The following is an 18,506-nucleotide window of genomic DNA, read 5'->3' as shown; positions in this document are numbered from 1 at the left end:
ATATGAAGATATTTCACCTCTCGATGGAATGTTATCCTGTTGCAAAAGTCGGTGGACTGGCAGATGTAGTGGGAGCTCTACCAAAATATCAAAACCAGATGGGATTGGATGCCAGCGTGATCATGCCTTGGTACAACAAACCATTTTTCTATAACCACGATTTTGAAGTGGTCTTTGATGGCTTTATCCATCAGTCGTTCAATATGTACCAGGTCCAAGTTTTCAAAGAGAAAAGCAATGTTCTCGGTTTCGACCTTTATTTGGTCAAGATTCCAGGACTTTTGGACCGTGAAAGTGTCTATGGCTATTGGGACGAGAGTCAGCAGTTCATTGCCTTCCAGCACGGTGTTTTGCATTGGCTGAGTGCGATGCAGATCCGTCCGGATGTCTTCCATTGCCACGATTATCACACAGGTTTGGTTCCGTTTATGATCGACAACTGTTATGAATTTAGCTTTCTGAAAGGCATTAAGACCATCGGAACTATACACAATGGCGAATATCAGGGAAGTATGGATTGGAAAATGTCCAGCTTCTTACCTCATTTCGATGGTTGGAAATCTGGAATTTTGGATTGGAACGGAAGAATCAATCCAATGGCAGCGATGATCAAGAGTTGTAATGCCTTCAATGCTGTTTCCGGCGGTTATTTGCAGGAATTGTTCTACAGTTTCCAAGGTTTGGAACCGTTGATGAATCAGGAACGTCAAAAAGCGTTTGGGATTATTAACGGAATTGACACCGAAGTTTGGGATCCTGAGAAGGACGAGATGCTTAAATTTAATTATAATAAAGATTACGCAGAGGAAGGCAAATGGGAAAACAAAAGGGTGATCTGTGCCGAGTACGGCCTTAATCCTAATCTTCCACTCTTCGGATTCATCGGCCGTTTTGCAGGCGAAAAAGGAGCAGACCTTTTGCCAGAGATTGTAGAACGAAGCATCCAGGAAACTAATGGCGCTTTGAATATCATAGTCTTAGGTTCCGGAAATCAGGATATCGAAAACAAACTGAAAGAATTGCAATACAAATTCAATGTCAACTTCGCAATCGATTTGGGTTACAAAGAATATTTGTCTCATCAGATCTATGCGTCGGCAGATTTCTTACTGATGCCAAGCAGAGTAGAGCCTTGTGGACTCAACCAAATGTACTCGATGCGATACGGAACTGTTCCGATTGTAAGATATACAGGCGGTCTGCGAGATACAGTTCAGGATATATCCAGTGGCGGAAGTGGACTTAATTTCACCAATGCCGGTGCAGAAGATGCCGTGCACGCCATCAAACGGGCTTTGCATATCTACAGCCAAAAGAATCTGATGAAGGGATTGATCTATAATAATATGTCATTTGATTTCTCTTGGGAAAAGTCGGCTAAAAATTATGAAAATCTTTATAATTATTAATGATTTCGATTCACATTGGCGTAATATTGGCAAAGAATGATTAACTTTAATCGATAACAAAATCATAAAATAACCAAAACTCATTTATGAAAGAAAGTGTAATCTCCATTGTCTTAGGAGGCGGAAGAGGAAGCCGATTATTTCCATTGACCAATACAAGATCAAAACCAGCAGTTCCAATTGCAGGAAAATACCGTTTGGTAGATATTCCAATTTCTAATTGCCTTAATTCTGGACTTAACAGAATTTTGGTTTTGACCCAGTTCAATTCTGCATCACTCAATTCTCACATCAAAAATTCTTATCACTTCGATATCTTCAGCAAAGGCTTTGTAGATATTCTAGCTGCTGAGCAAAATGTGGAGAACGAAAATTGGTATCAAGGGACAGCAGATGCGGTTCGCCAGACGATGAAGCATTTGGAAAAATATGAATATGAATATATCTTAATCCTTTCCGGAGACCAGCTTTATCAGATGGATTTCCAACAAATGATAGATTTTCATAAGGAACAAGGTGGCGATATTACCATTGCAACCATTCCTGTGAATGCAAAAGATGCAACTGGATTTGGAATTATGAAAGCCGATGAAGAGGGAAATATCACCTCTTTCACAGAAAAACCAGGTTACGAGGTCTTGAATGACTGGAAATCCGAGGTTAGTGACGAAAGCAAATCAAAAGGCAAGGAATATCTTGCGTCGATGGGAATCTACGTCTTTACAAAAAATGTCTTGAGAAAACTGTTTGATGAGCACGAAGGTGATGATTTCGGTAAAGATTTCATTCCGGCGGCCATTGGAAACTACAGTGTTTTGAGTTATCAATACGATGGCTATTGGACAGACATCGGTACTATCGAATCTTTTTATGAAGCAAACCTAGATCTTGCTCAGGATCTTCCACAATTCAATCTGTTCAGTTCCAATCCAATCTATACAAGAGCTAGAATGCTTCCGCCGTCGAAGATCAATGGTTCTTACGTGAGTAAGACGATTATTGGAGATGGTTGTATCATTATGGCAGACAAAGTGGAGAATTGCATCATTGGCAATAGAACTAGGATCGATCGCGGTTCTACAATTGTGAATTCCTATGTGATGGGAGCAGATTACTATCAAACCGCTCAGCAAGTGGTACAAAATGAAGCAGATGGCATCACAAGTATGGGCATTGGAAAATATTGTTATATAGACAAAGCGATCTTGGACAAGAACTGCTACATCGGAAACAACGTAAGGATCATTGGTGGAAAACATCATCCAGACGGCGACTACGATACACACTCGATCAAAGAAGGAATCGTGGTGATTAAGAAAAATGCAGTAATCCCAGATGGAACCAATATTATGTAATATTAATATCTTTTTATAAAACCCTTCGCCTAGAAGGGTTTTTGTTTTTTAATTTTGGCAAATAATTTGTCTTACAAGATTTCAAATGAGTTTAATGAAGAATCTATTTTTATTTATCGGTGTTTTCCTGTTCTCTGCACTTTCTGCGCAGTTTGATAATATCAATGCTGGAGAGACCATCAGTTTCAGAATTCATTACGGATTCATCACTGCCGGTAACGCTACTTTATCTACAACCAAAACTTCATATAAAGGTCAGCCTGCATTCTACGTAAGAGGCGTTGGAAAAACCAGCGGTGCTGCGAAGGCCTTTTTCAAGGTAGAAGATGTTTACGAAAGTTATATCAGTGAAAAGAAGGAGCCTTTGTTCTATGTAAGGAATGTTTCGGAAGGTAGCTACACACAGCATCTTCAAAGCACGTTCAACACAAATAACAATACTTTGGTTCTGGTCGATAAGAAACACACGGACAGACCAGCGAAAACGGTGAAAGTTCCAAACGATGTTCAGGACATTTTATCTTGTTTCTACTATTTGAGAAGCGTTGACAATTTAAAAGTAGGAAGTGTACTGAAAATGAGTGTCTGGATCGATGACGAATTGTTCCCATTTCAATTGAAAGTGGTCGGAACAGAGAAGATCTCTACAAAATTTGGTAAAGTCAATTGTCTAAAAATTATTCCTTCCGTTGTAAGTGGAAGGGTTTTTAAGGATAAAGAAGGCGTGACGATGTGGGTCACCAATGATCAAAATAAAGTGCCGGTCCTGATAAAAGCAGAACTCGCAGTAGGATCGCTCAAGGCAAGCATAGATAGTTTTACAAATGTCAAATATCCTATCAAATTTGAAAAATAATAATATTGAAAATCACTCTTTTATGAGTGATTTTTGTTTTGTTGAAAAGATATTGCCTTATGACAAGTTGGTAATTCCAGAAGAATTTTAACTTTGAAATAAACAATTCAAAACAATTAAAAATGCAAAAACTGACAGTCACTACGGAAATTAACAAATCAATAAACGATGTCTGGGATTTCTTTAATGATCCAAAACACGTCACCAATTGGAACTTCGCGCACGAAAGTTGGGAATGCCCATCGGCAAAAAACGATTTGAAGGTTGGCGGAAAATTGGAAGTAAGAATGCAGGCAAAAGATGGCAGTTTTGGCTTCGATCTTGTCGGTATTTATGATGAGGTGAATGAAAATCAAAGTTTAAAATACCACTTTGAAGATGGCAGGAACATCGAGGTGATTTTTGAAAAACTTTCCGAAGATAAAACCAAAGTGACAGAAAATTTCGACCCGGAAAATCAGAATCCTTTGGACTTTCAAAAAGATGGTTGGCAGGCAATCTTGGATAACTTTAAGAAATATGCTGAGAGTGTTTGATTGATATTGCTTAAGAATTACTCTAGTCTTTAATTCTAATCTTTAAATTCTCTATTATGAATAATGATATTTTTCCCTGCATTTGGTTCAACCAACAGGGAAGTGAGGCTGCGAAATTTTACACGTCGATTTTCAGAAATTCAAAGATAACGATGGATAATTCTATGGTCATCAATATTGAGATTGAAGGTCAAAAGCTGATGTTCCTGGATGCAGGCCCTCAGTTTCAACCCAATCTCACGGTTTCTCTGATGATGATGTGTGAATCGAAAGATGAAGTCGAAGGATACTATCAAAAACTTTCTGAAAACGGAAAAGTGATGATGGAATTAGATTCTTATCCCTGGAGCGAAAAATATGCTTGGATAGAAGACCAGTTTGGTATCTCGTGGCAACTTTACTACAGCAAAGAAAAGTTCAGTCAGAAATTCTCACCCGTACTGATGTTCACTGGAAAGAACAACGGAAAGTGCCGGGAAGCCTTACAATATTACACTTCAATTTTCCCCAATTCCAAAATTGAAGGTATTATGAATTATCCAGCCGGACAAGGCGAACCAGAAGGCAACATCGGGCATTCTCAATTTGTAATCGATGGCTACACGATGATAGCGATGGACAGTTCCCATCAACATCAATTCAATTTTTCGGAAGGAACATCGATGGTGGTGATGACGGACAATCAGGATGAAACCGATTTTTATTGGAACAAGCTCACGGCAGATGGCGAAGAAAGTATGTGCGGTTGGCTAAAGGATCAATACGGATTCAGCTGGCAGATCACGCCAAAACGATTGATTGAACTTACGAATACCGATAATCCTGAAAAAAATAAAAAAGCCTTCGATGCAATGCTGAAGATGAAAAAGATCATCATCCAAGAAATCGAAGACGCCGCAAATTCTTAAAATCAAAAAAGTTATGGAAACATTAAAGTATCAAACAGAAATTAATGCATCTGCAGAAAAAGTCTGGGATGTTTTGTGGAATGAAAATACTTATTCCAAATGGACATACTTCTTCAGTCCGGATTCCAATATGGTAACAGATTGGCAAGTTGGTGGTAAAACTTATTTTACAGATTCCAGTAAAAAGAACGGAATGGTAAGTACAATTGATAAGATCGAAGAAAATAAATTTTTAGTTTTCAAACACCTGGGTGAGATCAAAGATGGAGTAGAAGACACCGAAAGTGAAAAGGTTAAAGTCTGGAGTGGAGGAAAAGAAGCTTATTATCTGGAAGAAAACAACGGAAAAATCACATTGAAAATAGAAGTGGATTCTGATGACAGCTTCAAAGATATGTTTGACAACGGCTTCAAAAAAGGCCTGGAAATCATCAAAGAATTGTCAGAGAAAAATTAAAACACCAATAATGGATACACCAAAATCAAAGAAACTTGACATTATCATTCCTGCATTTCGTGGTCATTCTCAAAACTTTTTACTGGTTTTGGATGGTATTTCGGAAGAGGATGCAAAGAAAAGGATCGAAGGAAAAACCAATCACGTGGTGTGGATGGCGGGTAATTTTCTGGATATGCGGTACGCATTGGGAAATGTGCTCGGATTGGATGAGAAAAATCCCCAAGGCGAACTCTTCTTTCAGGGAAAGGCACTGGACGAAAATTTTATCTATCCAACTTTGGAAGAACTGAAAGATAGTTTTCATCACATCTCGCCATTGGTTTACAAAAGACTTTTGGAAATGACGGATGAGGATTTAGATAAAGATTTCCAGATGGGAATGAACATCGATTTCTTTCCGGAAAACGTTCTCAATTTCGTAGGAATGTGCATCGGAAGAGAAGATTATCTCTGCGGGCAAATCGGGTTGATGAGAAAAATTCTCGGGTACGAAGGAATGAAATACGACTTCGATACAGATTTGAAATATTAAAAATTAAACTTAAAAAAAACTATATAAATGGCAACAGTCAATCCTTATCTTACTTTCCACGGCCAGTGCGAAGAAGCTTTTAAATTTTATGAATCTGCATTTGGGGCCAAAGTTCCTTTTTGGGGAAGATTTGGCGATATGCCACCGACGGAAGGGATGCCGCCTTTGGCAGATGAGTACAAAAACCAAATAATGCACGTCTCACTTCCGATTTCTAAGGAAACAACTTTAATGGGCAGCGATTCACTTCCTGGAATGGGTGAATATAAAAACGGAAACGACTTTTCTGTCTCCATCAATACCGATTCCAGAGAAGAAGCCTTGAATCTTTTCTCAAAACTTTCCGAAGGCGGTAAAGTGACAATGGAACTTCAGGATACTTTCTGGGGTGCTTATTTTGGGATGTGGGAAGACAAATTCGGAATCCAATGGATGATAAATTATGACGATCCAGAGAAGACTCAGGCACATTAAAGATTTCACTTGCTAATTTCGCCGATTAAACAGATTTTTTGAAATAAATCTGCAAAATCAGCTTGATCTGCGAGACTTTTTTCTTTATTAAAATTTACAAACATTTTTTAATTACAGATTAATAATTACTAATAATTAATTCAAGTTATGCCAAAATTAAATCCATACCTCAATTTTGATGGAACGGCTGAGGAAGCGTTCAAATTTTATCAATCCGTTTTCGGTGGCGAATTCATCGGCGGCGTGATGAAAATGGGAAATGCACCCGGAACTGAAAACCTATCTGAGGACGAGAAAAACCGGGTGATGCATATTGCGTTGCCAATCGGAAAAGACTTATTAATGGCTTCTGATATTGTTCCGTCTATGGGACACAAGCTCAATCAAGGCAATGGAAATTACATTTCTATTTTTCCGGATAGCAGGGAAGAAGCAGACCGTATTTTCAATTCACTGTCAGCTGGTGGTGAAGTAGAAATGCCTATGGAAGACCAGTTTTGGGGCGATTATTTCGGAAGCTTCAAAGATAAATTCGGAGTTTACTGGATGGTAAATTTCAGTAAAGATTCTGGCTACGAAGGATAAAATTTAGCTTTATGGAAAAACTCACTGCGAAAGCATCCATCGGAATTCAGAAAGCTGTTTCAGAAATTTTTGAAGCAATCATTGATCCTGAGAAAATGCAGAATTATTTCATTTCCAAAGGTTCCGCAAGAATGGAAGTTGGAAAAGAAATTTTCTGGGCATTTCCAGAGTTTGAAGGTTCTTATCCATTGACAACAAAGGAAATCATCGCAAATGAAAAGATTGTTTTTGTCTGGGATCCAAAGTCTGTTGTAACCATAGAACTACAGAAACTTTCTGAAAATGATACCGTTATAAAAGTGTCAGAAGAAGGTCACGAAATGGATGAGAAGGGCGTAAAATGGGCAATCGGACAAACCGAAGGTTGGTCCAATTTCCTCGCCTGCATGAAAGCCTGGCTGGAATATGGAATTCATCTGCGAAAAGGCGCTTTCGACTTTATGAAAACGAATTAGAATAAAAGCTTTGCAATTGCAAAGCTTTTTTGTTTTTGTAATTTTATTGAAAATCTGTTAAGTTCAGAACTCCATAACCTTTGAAACCATATATATCTGAATAGTTAAATTTTACAATGATGTAGTTTTTCTCTTTTTGTAAAATATCAATAGAATTAATTTTTTGAAAGTGATTAGGGAAATTACCACTCGTTGGAGAGATTTTAAATTCATTATCTATTCTCTGAGTTATTTTAAAATATTTAAAAACACCAAAATAATTTTCTTTAGTTTCACCTTGGAAATTTAGATTGATGAAAGATTTGAAAGCACTTGATTTTTTATCATAGATTTCGACAATTTGAGATTTGGAATTATATCTCAGATATTCTTTATTCATCTTTTTAAAATCTGGATTGTAATAATCTGCAATTACTTTATTAATTCTATTACCATCAATTACTGTGTCCTTAGCATTCGCTATTAATATTGGTTCAAAAAGTCTTAAGTTTTGCGAAAAAAGGTTATTACTAATAGTATTAAAAAGTACTATGATAATGGATGAAATTATTTTCATATGATTAAAGTTTCGCGAATTCAAATCTAAATAAATTAAACTCTCAAATCTACGACAAAACCTTCAACTCTGCGAAGCGCGCCCCGGCTTGAACGGAGCTCTTTTTGTGATTGCGATTTTTGAGATGTTCAATTGAATGGTTCGTTTCTTTCGCAATCAGAAAAAAGCGGGAGTGGAAGATGTATAAAGGCTCCCAAAAAAGTATTTAAGGTAAACAAAGTCACTTTGCGTCTTCCTAAATGTAAAACGTAAAATTTTAAATAAAATGAAAAAAGGAATTTTAGCGATCGCAGGTTTGGCCGCCATCGCCATCATCGCAAAAAAAGCACAGAAAAGAAAAGCATTCGTAAGAGGGATTTTTGACGAATATGATGTGAAGGAAAGAACACCATTCGGATTCGCAGACAGGATCAGAACGATGAACGACGAGGAGTACAACTCGCTGAAAGAGAAAGTGAGAACGCAATTCGGAAGAGGTTGCTGCCAGCGCAGAACTGCGGAAGCGGAGCAATTTTTAGGAAATTAAATTAAATTGTTAGAAAAAACGGGAAGTTATGCTTTCCGTTTTTTGTTTTTGAACGGTCGAAATCGTTAAATTTGTTTTGTGAAGGACTATTATTACTTTCTCGGGATTCCTCAAAATGCCTCTGCTGAAGACATCAAAAAAGCCTATCGGAAATTGTCTTTGAAATACCATCCGGACAAAAATGAGAACGATGACTACTTCTCCGATCGTTTCAAGGAAGTGAAGGAAGCTTACGAAACGCTTACTGATCCTCAGAGAAAGAGAATTTACGACCAGAATCTTAATAGCCAGCAACGCAATGTCAAAAGTATTTTGCCTCCGAAGATCAAGAACTTTTCTGCCAGTAAGATCCGCGCTCAGAAAGATGAGGAAATCACGATCTATTGGAATACGTATGATGCGGACCTGGTGAAAATCGTCCCTTTCGGATTGGAAAAACCGAATGGTGAACGAACCATTAGAATTAAGGAATTTGATTCTAATGGTAAATTTCAGATCTTACTTCACGCAACAAACACAATCCTTCACAAAACAATTGTTCAAGGGATTACCATTACAGAATTGGCAGAAAACGAATCAAATCCTGACCAAAAAGAATCATTGAGCAATCCATCCGAATCTTTCCCGAAAGCGCAAAAAAAAGAAACCAAATCTAAAAGATTGGTTTCCTTGATTATATTTTTAGCATTGGCTGCTATGATCATCTGGCTGATGCTTAACTGATTTTTTCGCGGCCAGGACACTTTTTGCAGCGTTTTCCTTTTTTGAATTTCTTACAACAGGTCTTTTTTCCACAATACATCTCTTCTGTATTTCCAAATGCTGGTGCGAGAGGTGCAATTCTAAATGCGATAACTGGCTGATTCATATCTGCAAATATAAATTAATTTAGAATAAATACAAATAGAAAATAAAAATTTAACAAATGCTTCGAGAGCCTCAGCGTGACATTCTAATTTGTCAGTCTGAGGCTCTCGAAGCATTTAGAATTACAGTTGAGATTCTCGAAGGCTATTTTAGATAAGGCGCCATTACTTTTGTCCAAAGTTTGTAGCCTTCCGGTTTCATATGCAACATATCTTCTAAGAAAATATCTGTTCTAACTTTTCCGTTTTCGTCGTTCATCACTTTTGTAATGTCAATGTAATCGGTTCTTTTTTGAGTTTTAAGATAAGATTCTATTAGTTGATTCACTTCTGTTAAGATTGGCCAAAATTGTTCTCGGCTTGGTGAATATTTGATGGAAACATAAGCTACCGGAACTTTCGGATATTTTGCTCTGATTGTTTCAAAGAATGTTTTGAATCTTCCGAAAACTTCTTCAGCAGTTGGATTATCCATTGCAACGTCATTTTCACCACAATATATGATGATCTGTTTTGGTTTGTATGGATCCAGTAATTCATTAGAATAATTATTGAGGTCCAATAATCTTGATCCACCAAACGCTCTGTTAACAATTGTTTTTCCTGGGAAATAATCGCTGACGTCAGTCCATTTTGTGAAAGATGAACTGCCTACCAACAGGATTGGTTTCTTCGGAATTCCGTTTTTCTGATCAAGTTGTTTGAATTCCTGGATCTCTTTCCAATATGGTTTGTCCTGACTAAAGAATAGGAGAGAGTTGAAAATGAAGGCTAAGAATAAAAATTTGAATAATCGATTAGGTCTCATTATATAATTGTTTTGAGATTTCAAGGTACAAAAAAACAGTTGCCAATGACAACTGTTTTCTGAACTTTATAATTTATTAAGAGTCTTAATCGACAATAAATTTCGTGTTCAATTCGCCAGTTTTAAGGATATAAATTCCTTTAGGCAAATTATTTAGCGTGATCGTGTTTCCATTTTGGAAAGGATTATCTATGGTCTGAACATTTTGTCCAACCATATTGTAGATCATCGCTTTTTTGAATTGTTTCAAATCTTTGTCTCCAGTCACAGCGATTACATTTCCTTTTACAGGATTTGGTGCAATGGTAAGATTTTTGGAGAAAGAAGCATCATCTACAGCCAATGGTGCAGCACCCCAGATTGTTGTAATCCACTCAGGATGATCGATGTATGGATTTCTGTTTCCTTGGTAATTATAAACAGCAGTGTTTCTGTCGATTTCCTTTTGAGAAACTGGATCTTGCTGATTCCATTTCAAAAGCATTGCTAAGAAAGGCTCTGCAAACACTTTGGTCTTAGATCCGTCATACATATCATAAACAAAACTTTGGATGTTGTTTTCGTAACGTGTTGCAAAGTAGAAATAGATTCTCGCAATATCACCTTTGAACTCATTGATCGGCTCGAAAACTGTTCCGCCATAACCATTCAATTTGCTTGAACCTAACTTTGAACCATTTTTTGAAGTCCAGCTCGCCGTTCCAACTTCTCCGTAAGGATAGTTACTTCTTTTCCCATTTACATAGCCATCTGTTGGTAACAAGTGGTTGTAATCGTTGTGCATCGGTGTTTTGTCATCAAAAGTAGATTTTGGGATCGTGTGCTCTCTGTTGTAGCAAGACGCCTCACCACTGTAGTTTCCACATTGGTTGGTCCCAATAGTATATTTATAAGGATCTACACCAGTTGGATTTTCGGAATAGATATCCAAAACACTGTTGTCATTCTCATAATATTTATCTCTGTCAGCAGAAGCAAATACAGTCCAATTGTAGCCTTTGTCCTGATGTCCGGAAGTGATGATCTGGCTTATCTTGGTTTTCAATGCAAAACCGGTAAGTCCTGTAGTTCCGTCGTAGTAGCCGGTTGGAGCTTGGGAAAATCCTAAAGAGGAAATCGCAAGTCCTAAAAGAAGAGTTATTTTTTTCATTAAAATTAATTAGGATGGCAAAGGTATTAAATATATTAAAACACAAAACAATAAGTTTTTAACACGAAAGTTAAAATAATAGTCAAAGAAATATTATTTTCGAATTATGAATTATAAACAGAGTTTTGTAATCGTAAATAAAAAAAAGACAGAAAATAATTCCTGTCTTTTAAGTATAATATCTTTATGTTAATTATTCTATAATGAACTTGGTGTTTAATTCTCCTGTTTTTAGGATGTAAACGCCCTTAGGTAAATTGTTCAAAGTAATTGTATTTCCGTTTTGGAAAGGATTCTCAACCGTCTGAACATTTTGACCAACCATATTATAGATCATTGCTGTTTTGAATTTCTTCAGATCCTTATCACCAGTAATGTTGATCACATTTCCTTTCACAGGATTTGGAGCGATGCTTAGATTTTTAGAAAAATTCGCGTCATCTACAGCTAGAGGAGAGCTACCCCAAATTGCAGTTACCCATTCTGGATGATCTACAAATGGATTTCTGTTTTTCTGATGCGCGTATGCACCGTTGTTTCTCACGATTTCTCTTTCAGAAACCGGATCTTGCTGGTGCCAAAGTAGAAGAAGATTCAGTTCCCAAGTTTGCAATCCTTGGTTGACATTGCTTGTATTAAGAATATTGCCGCTAGAGAAACCTGATAATCTTGTTTGATATCTTGTGACAAAATACAAAAGACATCTCGCAATATCACCTTTGAACTCATTGATTGGCTCGAAAACAGTACCAGAATAACTTCCTACAGTATTGCTTCCTACCTTAGAACCATTTTTGGAAGTCCAAGATGGGTTGGTCACTTTCCCAAAAGGATAATTGCTTCTCATTCCATTGACTTTACCGTCCGTTGGCAAGATGTGAAGTACGTCAGAAACCATTGGACTAGCTTCATTGAAAAGACTCTGAGGAACAGTGTGCTCTCTGTTGTAGCAATCACCTTCGTTTGAGTAGTTTCCACATTTTTTCACACCGTGCTGATAGTTGTAAGGATCTGCGCCGGCAGGATTTTCAGAATAGATGTCCAAAACAGAACCGTCATTTTCGTAAAATTTGTCTGTGTCAGTCGTCGGGTAAGCTGTGTAAAGCGCGTCATAACTTTTGGTTTGATAACCAGCGGTAATGATTTCTCCCAGTTTTGTTTTAAGCGCATATCCGGTAAGTCCGTTTGCGGTACTGTAATAACCTGCTGGCTCCTGGGCATTTGCAAACCCAAAAATACCAACAAATAGAATAAGGATAGATTTTTTCATTTCAAAAAATTAGGGCGTAAAGTTATATTTATTTTTTTTGATTTGTAATCCTTTATTTAAATTTTAAGTAAAATTTAAGATTAAGCAAATTTTTGTCAATTAAATTATGGACTTAGTAGGAATAATCGACAAAAGTGTAAGATGCTTCAAATCGTATTTCACAGCTGGATACAGAAGACTGAATGTAATAAAGATCTCACTATTTTTCAATAAGGTAACGCTTGTTGACTTTAGAAAATAACAAAGAAATAATAAGGCCGAAAAATAAAGCAACCGCTGAAACCACAATATAATTGAACATTTCAATCCTCACTGGGAAAGCTAAATTCTCACTCGCTTTGAAGAAACCTGTCTGGATCTGTGTAAAACAGATAGCGGAGCCAATCAGCAATCCACAAACCACACCGAAAAACACAATCAATAATCCGGTGAAGAAATAGGTCAATCTAAGGTCTGTCTTATTGAATCCCAAAGCGATCAAGGCTTTTGCCTGTTCTTTCTTATCAAGCTGAAGGATCGTGATCGCGCCAGCCAAGTTGAAGGTTGTAATAAAGATCACTAATCCAAAGATCAAATAGATCATCAGTTTTTCGGTGTTGATCATTTTCCAAAATGCCGCATTTTCTTCAGATTTGGTATTGACAACAATCTTATCACCAAATGCTTTAATGAGGTCGGCCTTTACCAATTCCGGATTGACAGATTTTTTTAGTTTGATGACAATCTGATAACAAGCCGACTTTGGAAGCCCGAGAAGTTCCTGAGCAAGTTCGATAGGCGCTATGATGTAGTTATCAAGTTGGTCATTTCCAGGGAAAATACCGCTGACGTAGATGTCTTTTTTGTTGAAGATATCATTTTCCTGTTGGATGATTCCTTTCCCGGGTTTCGGCATCAGTATTGTCGCAAAATCCTGACTGGAGTTCACAGGAAGCGAAAGTCTGTTGTCCAGACCATTTTCCATAATGACTTCATTGTTATATTTGAAGTCCGGATATTTCCCGTAAAAAATACTTTCATTGATAGGGTTCACGTGGATGTAAGCAGAATCCACACCTCGCAGATAAGCAATTTCGCCGTTGTCCTTATAGCCTAGATAAACTTTTTCCTCGATCACTTTGGAGAAATTGGCAACATCAGAATTACTTCTGAGTGATCTTTCCAATTTATCGATGTCAGGAAGGACTTTTCCCGATCTGCTTTTTATGGTGAGGTCTGCGTGCAGATTGGCGATCATATCTTTATTCAGTTCCTCCAAACCAGAAAAAACCGAAATGATGATAAACATCGCAGCCACTGCAGCCACCATAGCAAATGCCGCGAGCCACGTGATAAACGTGACCGCCGTACTTCCTTTTTTAGAAATAAGGTAGCGTGATGCTATGTAAAAAGCATTTTTCAATCGTCTGAAAAATTAAAGAATTGGATTATCACCTTCGCCTTTCAACTCTTTTTCGATGCGTTCAACATCATCAAGACTTGTATCGATGTAGAATGCCAATTGCGGAATGATACGCACTTGCTTGGCCATCTTTTGCCCGATGTAATTCCTGTAGTAAGCGTTGTTCGTATTGATCTCCTTCATAATTGGCTGTCTCAATTCTGCAGGGAAAATGCTGAGGTATATTTTTGCGATGCTGAGATCGGCTGTCACTTTCACGTCAGAAACCGAAACCAAAAAGCTCTGTTTGCTTTCTGATGCCTGCTTGCGGAAGATCTCCGCCATATCTTCCTGAATGATCTGTGCTACTTTGCGTTGTCTGTTACTTTCCATAAATGCTGCAAATTTAGTGTTTTTGTTTGGATTTTTGGGAAGCAATTTTGGCGTTGCAAGTAAGCTTTGAAGATTAATATTTATTAGGGCAGCTTTATCCGCCTTCCGTTCCCAATCTTTTTGCCTTAGCTTTTCCACCCACAAAAAAGGATTTCCACTCAAGTCGGGCTGCAGATTCTACACAAAACACGATTTGTTATCAGAATTAAATTTTGTCATTCTAAAGCAAACGTGAAATTACATTAGACTCATAATTAATGATCATTTAATTCAACAACCAAATCAAACTAGCTTTCAATTCTCGTTTCCAGTAGCTCTCAGAATGTGTGCCGTCGTCATCTATTTTCACTACGATATTCTTAGCCGGAATAGATTTTTTTAATAATAATTTTTCAACATTTTCGATTTCTGGCGCCATCGTCTCATCCTCGTTTTTTCCGGCCACAAAATAGAATTTGGAATTCTTCAGATTGTTTTTATTAATATTCAAATATTTCTTCAAATCTTCAGAAACAAACCAAAACGCAGGACTGAAAATTCCAGCTTTTCCAAAAACAGTCGGATATTTTGCAGAAGCATACAGCGAGATCAGTCCACCCATCGAGCTTCCCACGATCAAAGTTTTGGAAGCTTGTTTCTCGGTTCTGTAGGTTTTATCGATATATGGTTTTAACGTTTTCGCTAGAAATTCTACGTAAAGGTCTCCTTCGCCAGTTGTTTTATATTTTTCATTATTCCACGGCGAATATTCGGACAATCGCTTGTCGCCGCCATTGTCAATTCCGATGACGATGGCAGATTTTCCGGTTTCTTTAAAAATCTGATTCAATGTTTCATCTACACTCCATTCTCCAGAAAAACTCGTAAAATCATCAAAGAGATTTTGGCCGTCGTGCATATAAATGACAGGATATTCCCTTTTCGAAGTTCCATAATCGGGTGGGAGATAGATCCAGATTTTTCTTGTCGTATTGAGTTGAGGAATATTGAAATTCTCACTCAATACCTTGACGTTGAAAACGGTTGTATGTTTTTTCTCTTTCGGTGAACTCCAACCTGCAATCTGTAATTCAACAGTTTGAGCTTTGTCAGGATTTTCTAAGATTCTGTTGGGAATTCCATTGCCATCTTTATCGGTCTCGGCAAAATCCCAGCTTCCCTGTGTTATTTTATATTCAATTTTTTGAGTGTTGGAAGGGATGGTAAGGATATAAAAACCTTGATCGTTTTGTTTGAATTCAAATTGACTATCATTTGGATTCCAATTATTAAGATTTGATGCAAGGAAAATCTTTTGATCTTTCTTATTTTCAACAGGACTTTCAATGATTTTAAAAGTAATCTGCGAACTCATTAATGAAAATATCAAAACCGAAACTATTAGTGATAATCTTCCGAAAATAAAGTGATTAGTTTTCATAGGTTGTATGAGATTTGATGAAATCTACTGTTTTTCTAGACACATCTTTGGCTTCATTCAAAGAGATGTTTCCAAAAGTATGTTTGGCATTTTCCACAGTGTGTAACTGATGTGGGATTTTGTTTTTCTTCAGTGCCTCTTCCAATTGTTGCGACTGCGCAAAATTCACAATTGTGTCTTCGGTTCCGTGGAAAATCAAAGTGGGAACGGTAGATGTGGAAACGTATTTTACTGGAGAATATTCTGTCGATTTTTTAACGACTTCTTGTAGATTAGTATTAATGTCAAAACCTGTCAGCTGTGTTATTTTTTCGTGTCTAATTTTGAAGCGTTCCGGTGCGTAAAGTTTGAAAAAACTAAGTGAAACTCCATTGGCTTCAGTCTTGAACAATTCATTAAGATCTGTTGGACCATAAAAATCTACAACATATTTCAAATTTGGGTAGATTAGATCTGAATTATTTTTCTTAATATCCTGATTGTAAGCCGTTAGCAAAGCAATATGTGCACCTGCAGAACCGCCCCAGATTCCCATATTTTTCGTGTCCAGGTTGTACTTTTCTGCGTTTTCCTGGATCCATTTCAAAGCATCTTTTGTGTCCTGCAAAGGCTTTTCCAGATGCGTGTTTTTATCAAGAAGCGTGTAGTCTATGCTGATGACTGTATAATTATTGTTTAGAAGTTCTTCCAAGATGTATTCTCTGAAGTTTTTTCTAATCATCGTTTTGTCGCCTTTGTTCCATGCGCCACCGTGAACGTAAACTACAACGGGGGATTTTACTTTGCTAATTATCTTTGGCTGATAAATATCGAGTTTCAAAGAGTTGTTTTTGTACTCAATATCGTTGTGGAAGTTGAATTCTAGCTTTGGCTCCGGTAAATTAATATCAGATTTAATCTTTTTTGAACTGAGTTTGTAGCTTAGGATACTCAGGAAAATCAGAGAAAAAACAAGTACGATTTTGTAGGTAGTCTTCATCTAAAGGCTTATGGAATCTCAAATATAAATAAATAAAAGTTCAATATTATGTTAAATCGTAATTTATGAAAAATTTAAGTTCTGCTTTTAAATGTAATCCTTTTAGGTTTTGTAAATTTGGAACTCTTTTTTAGCATTTCCTCTTTTCGCAAGCGGAAATACTTAATTAAATAAAATTTAAAAATGACTACAAAATACGAAAAGATTCCAAGCTCATTATTCGTAAAAAACAGAAAGAAATTTGCTGAATTATTATTACCAAAATCTTTGGCAGTTTTCAATTCAAACGACATTTATCCTATCAGCGCCGATTCTACAATGCCCTTTCAGCAGCATCGCGATATTTTTTATCTGAGTGGTGTGGATCAGGAAGAAAGTATTTTGGTGATCTTCCCGGACGCTTATCTGGAGGAGAATCGTGAAATTTTGTTCTTAAGAGAGACCAACGAACATATCGCCGTTTGGGAAGGTGAGAAGTTGGATAAAGATCAAGCTTTTGAAACTTCGGGAATCAAAACTGTTTATTGGTTGAGTGATTTTGATAAGGTTTTCAAGACGTTGATGTACGAAGCTGAGAATGTTTATCTTAATAAAAATGAACATTACAGAAGCTCTGTAGAGACCGAAATCCGCGAAGATCGTTTTATTAAAAAAGTAAAAACTGATTTTCCGATGCACAACTACAAAAGAAGCAATCCGATTCTCCAGCGATTGAGAAGCATCAAGGAACCAGAAGAATTAGCATTAATTCAAAATGCTTGTAATATTACGGAGAAAGGAATCAGAAGATTGTTAAGTTTCATAAAACCAAATGTTTGGGAATACGAAATTGAAGCAGAATTGATCCACGAATTTATAAGAAACAGAAGTAAAGGATTTGCCTACACTCCAATCATCGCCAGCGGAAACAATGCGAATGTCCTTCACTACATCGCAAACAATATGCAGTGCAAAGATGGTGATGTGATCCTTTTGGATGTTGGTGCAGAATATGGAAATTACTCCAGCGATTTAACAAGAACGATTCCTGTAAACGGAAGATATTCTGACAGGCAAAAAGAAGTTTATAATTCTGTTCTAAGATGTAAAGTAGAAGCAGAACAACGCTTGGTTGCAGGAAATAATTGGTACAGATTCCACAAAGAAATGGGCGAAGTTTACACTGCGGAATTACTGCAGTTAGGTTTGATCGACAAAGCTGATGTTCAAAACGAGGATCCAAAGTGGCCGGCTTACAAGAAGTTTATGATGCACGGAACCTCTCACCATATGGGATTGGACACGCACGATTACGGCATCTTGACCGATGATTTTGTGGAAAATATGGTTTTCACCAATGAGCCCGGATTCTACATTCCGGCTGAAGGATTCGGTGTGAGAATCGAGGATGATTATGTGATTCAAGCGTCTGGAAAGCCTTTCAACTTGATGGCAAATATTCCAATCACCGTTGAGGAGATCGAAGACTTGATGAATTCTTAAGCGAAAAATTAGAATTTCAAAATTCAACTTTAAAATAAAAAATCCCGATCATTGTTACTTGATCGGGATTTTTATTTATAAGCTAAATATCATAAGCTAAATGTA

At 37.1% G+C, this 18,506-nt stretch carries 21 protein-coding genes; 13 read left to right on the top strand and 8 right to left on the bottom strand.

Going from position 1 to position 18,506, the window contains the following annotated elements; all coding sequences use genetic code 11:
* Positions 1–2: 2 nt before the first annotated feature.
* From PQ459_14505 to PQ459_14460, 10 genes are all read left to right on the top strand, one after another.
* Complete coding sequence (locus PQ459_14505) at positions 3–1,409, top strand: glycogen/starch synthase (protein ID WDF46107.1); 1,407 nt, start codon at positions 3–5, stop codon at positions 1,407–1,409.
* Between the two features lie 86 nt (positions 1,410–1,495).
* Positions 1,496–2,764, top strand: a complete 1,269-nt coding sequence (locus PQ459_14500) for a glucose-1-phosphate adenylyltransferase (GenBank protein ID WDF46106.1) — start codon at positions 1,496–1,498, stop codon at positions 2,762–2,764.
* Positions 2,765–2,858: 94 nt separating this feature from the next.
* Positions 2,859–3,620 carry a DUF3108 domain-containing protein gene (locus PQ459_14495; GenBank protein WDF46105.1) on the top strand — a complete coding sequence of 254 codons (762 nt, stop codon included), beginning with the start codon at positions 2,859–2,861 and terminating at the stop codon, positions 3,618–3,620.
* A 122-nt stretch (positions 3,621–3,742) separates the two neighbouring features.
* Positions 3,743–4,156 carry an SRPBCC domain-containing protein gene (locus PQ459_14490; protein WDF46104.1) on the top strand — a complete coding sequence of 138 codons (414 nt, stop codon included), beginning with the start codon at positions 3,743–3,745 and terminating at the stop codon, positions 4,154–4,156.
* A gap of 56 nt (positions 4,157–4,212) precedes the next feature.
* Positions 4,213–5,064, top strand: coding sequence for a VOC family protein (locus PQ459_14485; GenBank protein WDF46103.1), 852 nt, complete (start codon positions 4,213–4,215; stop codon positions 5,062–5,064).
* Positions 5,065–5,077: 13 nt separating this feature from the next.
* Positions 5,078–5,521, top strand: coding sequence for an SRPBCC domain-containing protein (locus PQ459_14480; protein ID WDF46102.1), 444 nt, complete (start codon positions 5,078–5,080; stop codon positions 5,519–5,521).
* A 10-nt stretch (positions 5,522–5,531) separates the two neighbouring features.
* On the top strand, positions 5,532–6,056 hold the full coding sequence (locus tag PQ459_14475; protein WDF46101.1) for a DinB family protein: 525 nt from the start codon (positions 5,532–5,534) through the stop codon (positions 6,054–6,056).
* A 27-nt stretch (positions 6,057–6,083) separates the two neighbouring features.
* A complete protein-coding gene (locus PQ459_14470) occupies positions 6,084–6,530 on the top strand; it encodes a VOC family protein (protein ID WDF46100.1) in 447 nt (148 codons plus the stop codon).
* A 147-nt stretch (positions 6,531–6,677) separates the two neighbouring features.
* Positions 6,678–7,115, top strand: coding sequence for a VOC family protein (locus PQ459_14465; GenBank protein ID WDF46099.1), 438 nt, complete (start codon positions 6,678–6,680; stop codon positions 7,113–7,115).
* Positions 7,116–7,126: 11 nt separating this feature from the next.
* Positions 7,127–7,570 (top strand): SRPBCC domain-containing protein, encoded by a 444-nt coding sequence (locus PQ459_14460; GenBank protein WDF46098.1) that lies wholly within the window; start codon positions 7,127–7,129, stop codon positions 7,568–7,570.
* A 43-nt stretch (positions 7,571–7,613) separates the two neighbouring features.
* On the opposite strand, the gene PQ459_14455 is transcribed toward PQ459_14460, so the two are convergent.
* Positions 7,614–8,126, bottom strand: a complete 513-nt coding sequence (locus PQ459_14455) for a hypothetical protein (GenBank protein WDF46097.1) — start codon at positions 8,124–8,126, stop codon at positions 7,614–7,616.
* Positions 8,127–8,391: 265 nt separating this feature from the next.
* On the opposite strand from PQ459_14455, the gene PQ459_14450 reads away from it, so the two are divergent.
* Both PQ459_14450 and PQ459_14445 read left to right on the top strand, forming a co-directional pair.
* Positions 8,392–8,652: a hypothetical protein gene (locus PQ459_14450; GenBank protein ID WDF46096.1), complete on the top strand. Its 261-nt coding sequence runs from the start codon at positions 8,392–8,394 to the stop codon at positions 8,650–8,652.
* Positions 8,653–8,730: 78 nt separating this feature from the next.
* Positions 8,731–9,375: a DnaJ domain-containing protein gene (locus PQ459_14445; protein WDF46095.1), complete on the top strand. Its 645-nt coding sequence runs from the start codon at positions 8,731–8,733 to the stop codon at positions 9,373–9,375.
* A gap of 288 nt (positions 9,376–9,663) precedes the next feature.
* On the opposite strand, the gene PQ459_14440 is transcribed toward PQ459_14445, so the two are convergent.
* The 7 genes from PQ459_14440 to PQ459_14410 all read right to left on the bottom strand — a co-directional run bounded on the left by PQ459_14440 (position 9,664) and on the right by PQ459_14410 (position 16,919).
* Entirely contained in the window at positions 9,664–10,326 is a 663-nt protein-coding gene (locus tag PQ459_14440) for a GDSL-type esterase/lipase family protein (GenBank protein WDF46094.1), read from the bottom strand.
* 85 nt (positions 10,327–10,411) lie between these two features.
* Positions 10,412–11,476 carry an endonuclease gene (locus PQ459_14435; protein WDF46093.1) on the bottom strand — a complete coding sequence of 355 codons (1,065 nt, stop codon included), beginning with the start codon at positions 11,474–11,476 and terminating at the stop codon, positions 10,412–10,414.
* A 193-nt stretch (positions 11,477–11,669) separates the two neighbouring features.
* Positions 11,670–12,746 carry an endonuclease gene (locus tag PQ459_14430; protein WDF46092.1) on the bottom strand — a complete coding sequence of 359 codons (1,077 nt, stop codon included), beginning with the start codon at positions 12,744–12,746 and terminating at the stop codon, positions 11,670–11,672.
* Between the two features lie 199 nt (positions 12,747–12,945).
* Positions 12,946–14,148, bottom strand: a complete 1,203-nt coding sequence (locus PQ459_14425) for an ABC transporter permease (protein ID WDF46091.1) — start codon at positions 14,146–14,148, stop codon at positions 12,946–12,948.
* 12 nt (positions 14,149–14,160) lie between these two features.
* On the bottom strand, positions 14,161–14,520 hold the full coding sequence (gene rbfA / locus PQ459_14420) for a 30S ribosome-binding factor RbfA (GenBank protein WDF48731.1): 360 nt from the start codon (positions 14,518–14,520) through the stop codon (positions 14,161–14,163).
* A 265-nt stretch (positions 14,521–14,785) separates the two neighbouring features.
* Positions 14,786–15,940 carry an alpha/beta hydrolase-fold protein gene (locus PQ459_14415; GenBank protein ID WDF46090.1) on the bottom strand — a complete coding sequence of 385 codons (1,155 nt, stop codon included), beginning with the start codon at positions 15,938–15,940 and terminating at the stop codon, positions 14,786–14,788.
* Positions 15,930–16,919, bottom strand: a complete 990-nt coding sequence (locus tag PQ459_14410; protein WDF46089.1) for an alpha/beta hydrolase — start codon at positions 16,917–16,919, stop codon at positions 15,930–15,932. The genes PQ459_14415 and PQ459_14410 overlap by 11 nt, the downstream gene beginning before the upstream one ends.
* A 183-nt stretch (positions 16,920–17,102) precedes the next feature.
* On the opposite strand from PQ459_14410, the gene PQ459_14405 reads away from it, so the two are divergent.
* The gene (locus PQ459_14405) at positions 17,103–18,401 is read left to right on the top strand and encodes a Xaa-Pro aminopeptidase (protein WDF46088.1); all 1,299 of its coding nucleotides are present in this window, start codon (positions 17,103–17,105) and stop codon (positions 18,399–18,401) included.
* Positions 18,402–18,506: the final 105 nt, after the last annotated feature.

It is taken from the genome of Chryseobacterium sp. KACC 21268, assembly GCA_028736075.1.
GTDB lineage: Bacteria > Bacteroidota > Bacteroidia > Flavobacteriales > Weeksellaceae > Epilithonimonas.
Note: the sequence above shows the minus strand (reverse complement) of the source record. Positions and strands in the feature narration are given on the sequence as shown.

Coding starts and splice junctions, on each gene's coding strand:
- PQ459_14505 (WDF46107.1), top strand. CDS start 3: ATGAAGATATTTCACCTCTCGATGGAATGTTATCCTGTTGCAAAAGTC.
- PQ459_14500 (WDF46106.1), top strand. CDS start 1,496: ATGAAAGAAAGTGTAATCTCCATTGTCTTAGGAGGCGGAAGAGGAAGC.
- PQ459_14495 (WDF46105.1), top strand. CDS start 2,859: ATGAAGAATCTATTTTTATTTATCGGTGTTTTCCTGTTCTCTGCACTT.
- PQ459_14490 (WDF46104.1), top strand. CDS start 3,743: ATGCAAAAACTGACAGTCACTACGGAAATTAACAAATCAATAAACGAT.
- PQ459_14485 (WDF46103.1), top strand. CDS start 4,213: ATGAATAATGATATTTTTCCCTGCATTTGGTTCAACCAACAGGGAAGT.
- PQ459_14480 (WDF46102.1), top strand. CDS start 5,078: ATGGAAACATTAAAGTATCAAACAGAAATTAATGCATCTGCAGAAAAA.
- PQ459_14475 (WDF46101.1), top strand. CDS start 5,532: ATGGATACACCAAAATCAAAGAAACTTGACATTATCATTCCTGCATTT.
- PQ459_14470 (WDF46100.1), top strand. CDS start 6,084: ATGGCAACAGTCAATCCTTATCTTACTTTCCACGGCCAGTGCGAAGAA.
- PQ459_14465 (WDF46099.1), top strand. CDS start 6,678: ATGCCAAAATTAAATCCATACCTCAATTTTGATGGAACGGCTGAGGAA.
- PQ459_14460 (WDF46098.1), top strand. CDS start 7,127: ATGGAAAAACTCACTGCGAAAGCATCCATCGGAATTCAGAAAGCTGTT.
- PQ459_14455 (WDF46097.1), bottom strand. CDS start 8,126: ATGAAAATAATTTCATCCATTATCATAGTACTTTTTAATACTATTAGT.
- PQ459_14450 (WDF46096.1), top strand. CDS start 8,392: ATGAAAAAAGGAATTTTAGCGATCGCAGGTTTGGCCGCCATCGCCATC.
- PQ459_14440 (WDF46094.1), bottom strand. CDS start 10,326: ATGAGACCTAATCGATTATTCAAATTTTTATTCTTAGCCTTCATTTTC.
- PQ459_14435 (WDF46093.1), bottom strand. CDS start 11,476: ATGAAAAAAATAACTCTTCTTTTAGGACTTGCGATTTCCTCTTTAGGA.
- PQ459_14430 (WDF46092.1), bottom strand. CDS start 12,746: ATGAAAAAATCTATCCTTATTCTATTTGTTGGTATTTTTGGGTTTGCA.
- rbfA (WDF48731.1), bottom strand. CDS start 14,520: ATGGAAAGTAACAGACAACGCAAAGTAGCACAGATCATTCAGGAAGAT.
- PQ459_14415 (WDF46090.1), bottom strand. CDS start 15,940: ATGAAAACTAATCACTTTATTTTCGGAAGATTATCACTAATAGTTTCG.
- PQ459_14410 (WDF46089.1), bottom strand. CDS start 16,919: ATGAAGACTACCTACAAAATCGTACTTGTTTTTTCTCTGATTTTCCTG.
- PQ459_14405 (WDF46088.1), top strand. CDS start 17,103: ATGACTACAAAATACGAAAAGATTCCAAGCTCATTATTCGTAAAAAAC.